This is a genomic window from Streptomyces carpinensis (assembly GCF_002154505.1).
GTDB classification, from domain to species: domain Bacteria; phylum Actinomycetota; class Actinomycetes; order Streptomycetales; family Streptomycetaceae; genus Streptomyces; species Streptomyces carpinensis.
Genome location: NZ_MUBM01000798.1, coordinates 1 through 2591, shown reverse-complemented (window position 1 = coordinate 2591; position 2591 = coordinate 1). Strand labels below are relative to the sequence as shown.

At 70.2% G+C, this 2591-nt stretch carries 4 protein-coding genes; all 4 read left to right on the top strand.

The features are described from left to right. A partial coding sequence (locus BZY54_RS48860) for a hypothetical protein (protein ID WP_086731606.1) occupies positions 1–458 on the top strand: 458 nt, incomplete at its 5' end. Positions 459–907: 449 nt separating this feature from the next. Further along, on the top strand, positions 908–1285 hold the full coding sequence (locus tag BZY54_RS48855; protein ID WP_086731605.1) for a GNAT family N-acetyltransferase: 378 nt from the start codon (positions 908–910) through the stop codon (positions 1283–1285). 530 nt (positions 1286–1815) lie between these two features. Next, positions 1816–2067, top strand: coding sequence for a hypothetical protein (locus BZY54_RS48850; RefSeq protein ID WP_086731604.1), 252 nt, complete (start codon positions 1816–1818; stop codon positions 2065–2067). After that, the coding region (locus BZY54_RS51485) for a hypothetical protein (RefSeq protein ID WP_158104043.1) at positions 2064–2591 on the top strand (528 nt) is incomplete at its 3' end. The genes BZY54_RS48850 and BZY54_RS51485, both read left to right, overlap by 4 nt.

Genomic DNA, 2591 nt, shown 5'->3' with positions numbered 1-2591 from the left:
CGTTGCCTGATGCGGCACTAGTCCCGGCTGCCGCGAAACTCGACAAGATCGACGACACCCTCATCGACGACTCGCTCCCCGACGCCGACTTCCACACCTCCGACATCGCCCGCGTGGCCGCCCGCATCCTCGGCGGCGGCTGGAACGCGTCCGCCGGAGCGTACGCGGTCACCGGCTACCTGAAGAACAACACCCGCGGCACCGGCACCTACACCCTCTCCGTGGTGAAGAACAGCCTCCAGCCCCAGCACGAGAGGTGGGACAACCCGTGCGCCGAGTTCGACGGCAACGACCTACCAACGCTCGGCGAAGCCGTCGCGGCCGCCGTCCTGGACGACCTGTGCCGCAATGATGACTGCGGTGAGTCCACCGCCGATGGAGAGGGCTACGACGGAGAGTGTGGCAGCTGCGCCGACCGGACTGCCCGCGCGGAATCTCTCAAGGCTCAAGACGACTGACCGAAACCCGCCCCGCCCGGCCGCGCCCCAGCACCAGGGGCCGGGCCGCCCGCATCCCCGAGCACCAACCCTGATCACCGATACCCGCCTGTTTCCGTCACCCCCTGGCGCGCGGCTGGACCGCTGCGCGCCGGCCGAGCCCCGGTCCGAGGTGCGCGCCGAGGCGTACCTGCCCGGTCGGGCCCCTTGGTCTTGACCTGTGCGTCGGCGACGACCGGCCGTGGGGCGGGTGTTGCGGGGCTTGCCCAGCTCCCGGTCACAGTCCAGAGCACCGGCCGGGGGAGCGGTGACCACTCCCGTTCCCTCGGCCGCCCAACCCCAACTCCGAACAACACACCCCGCCGGGGGAGTCCCGCCCCGGCCTTGATCTCCTCTCGAGCCGACATCTGCCCCCGGCGCGGCCTCGCGCGAAGTGCTGGGGGCAGCCGCGCCTCGAAAGGCCCGCTCGCGTGACTGCCACCCCGCCCACGCTCCGTCTCACCCGCGAGACTGACGACAACGAGCTGTGGCTCCTGCTGCGCCTCAACGGCCTGCTCATCGGCTACCTACAAGTCATCGACTGTGGGCACGAGCTGTGGGTGATGGAGATCGGCGTCCACCCCGAACATCGAGGCCACGGGCACGGCACCCGACTGCTGCGGGCCCTGCTCGACGAAAACCCCTCCGCGCAGATCGCCGGCTCGTGTGGATCGTTCGCCCCCGACCACGTATGGCGCCGCGCCCGCACGGGAATGCCGGATACGGCACTGGCCGCCTGGTACGAGCGTCACGGCTTCCGTCCGGACCGTGACGACGAGGACAGCCGCCGAATGGTGCGCCTGCCCTGACTCCTGCTGGCAGGCAGCCAGCGACCGTCGAAACGCTGGCAGGACAGCCGCCTGCCCAACGGCTGACGGATCGGCTGGTCAGCCGCGAGGGCGCGCTGGCTGCATCCCCGAGTCGGCATCCGACCTCGTGCAGTCCCGGCGTAGCTTCCACCTGACCTGCACCGCGCCGCCGGCCGACGGCCCGCTCCTCAACTCTCGGGGGCGGGCCGGAGACGTTTCCCGCTGGTCGTCCGTCCGGCCGCCTGCACGCCTGCACGTCGGCTGGTCCGTCCGCACGTGCGTCCGGCCGTCCGGCCGCTGGTCCGTCCGCTCGTCCTTCCGTCGGTTCGTCCGGGGTGCTGGTGGGGGGTTGTGTGGCTTGGTTGGTGCCGCTCCACGGTCAAGCCACCTCATCCCGGCCGGGGGTCTTCGCCTCGGCCGACTCCCCCTCTTTTCGGCTGTCTCACTGTTTGGAGCGTCCAGCGATGCCGCAGCCTGCCCCCCTTCTCGCTTCGATACCCGCTACTGCCCGTCCTGCTTCGTACCACGCTGTGCAGGCCGAACGCTGCCGTGCTCAGCTCGCTGACTTCTGGGGCAAGCCGATCGGCGGCCTGCCCCGTGGGATGGACCTGCTCCAGGCCATGCACTTCACCGCGACCGCCACCGAACTGCTCGACACCCCCGAAGCGTTCGCTCTCTACCTGGCCATGTGCGGAAACTTCGCCGACGGGCACCGCACGTCCGACGTGTGGGTCGCCCCCCGCACAGCATGGCGTCGCGGATCGCCGAGCATCCGTTCGTGAACCACGACAGTGTGATCGTCGGCAATTTGGAAGATGCCGCGCCCGCCCGTGACGGACTCGCCTACTTCCCCACCCCTATCCAGCTCGACGATCTCCACCCGATCCACGGCGTCGCCTGGCACATGGAAGGCAGCGGTCACGACCTGGCCGTCGCCGTGGAAACCATCACCCCCACGCGGCTGCTCCCCACCCTCCTGCCCCTGCGCCTCGCGGAGTCCCTGCACCTGCTGCACAGCCCGCTGTGCCCGAACAGCGTCACGACGCTCTTCGAGGGCATCCTTAGCGGTTACAGCAACCCCGCACTGTGGGGTGCACCCGACAGCGGCACCGCCCTGGCTCTCGTCCTGGCCTTCTGGGAACTGCGCCGCCCCGACGGTCCCAGCCATGACGAGGACACCCTGAGCGTCCCTCAGCACGCCAGTGGCGGCACCAAGACCACCGGCCGGAACCGGAAGAAGCGCGGCCAACGGCCCGTACGCAAGCGGCGGATCCGCATCATCCGCGAACCCGCCCATACCCCGGCC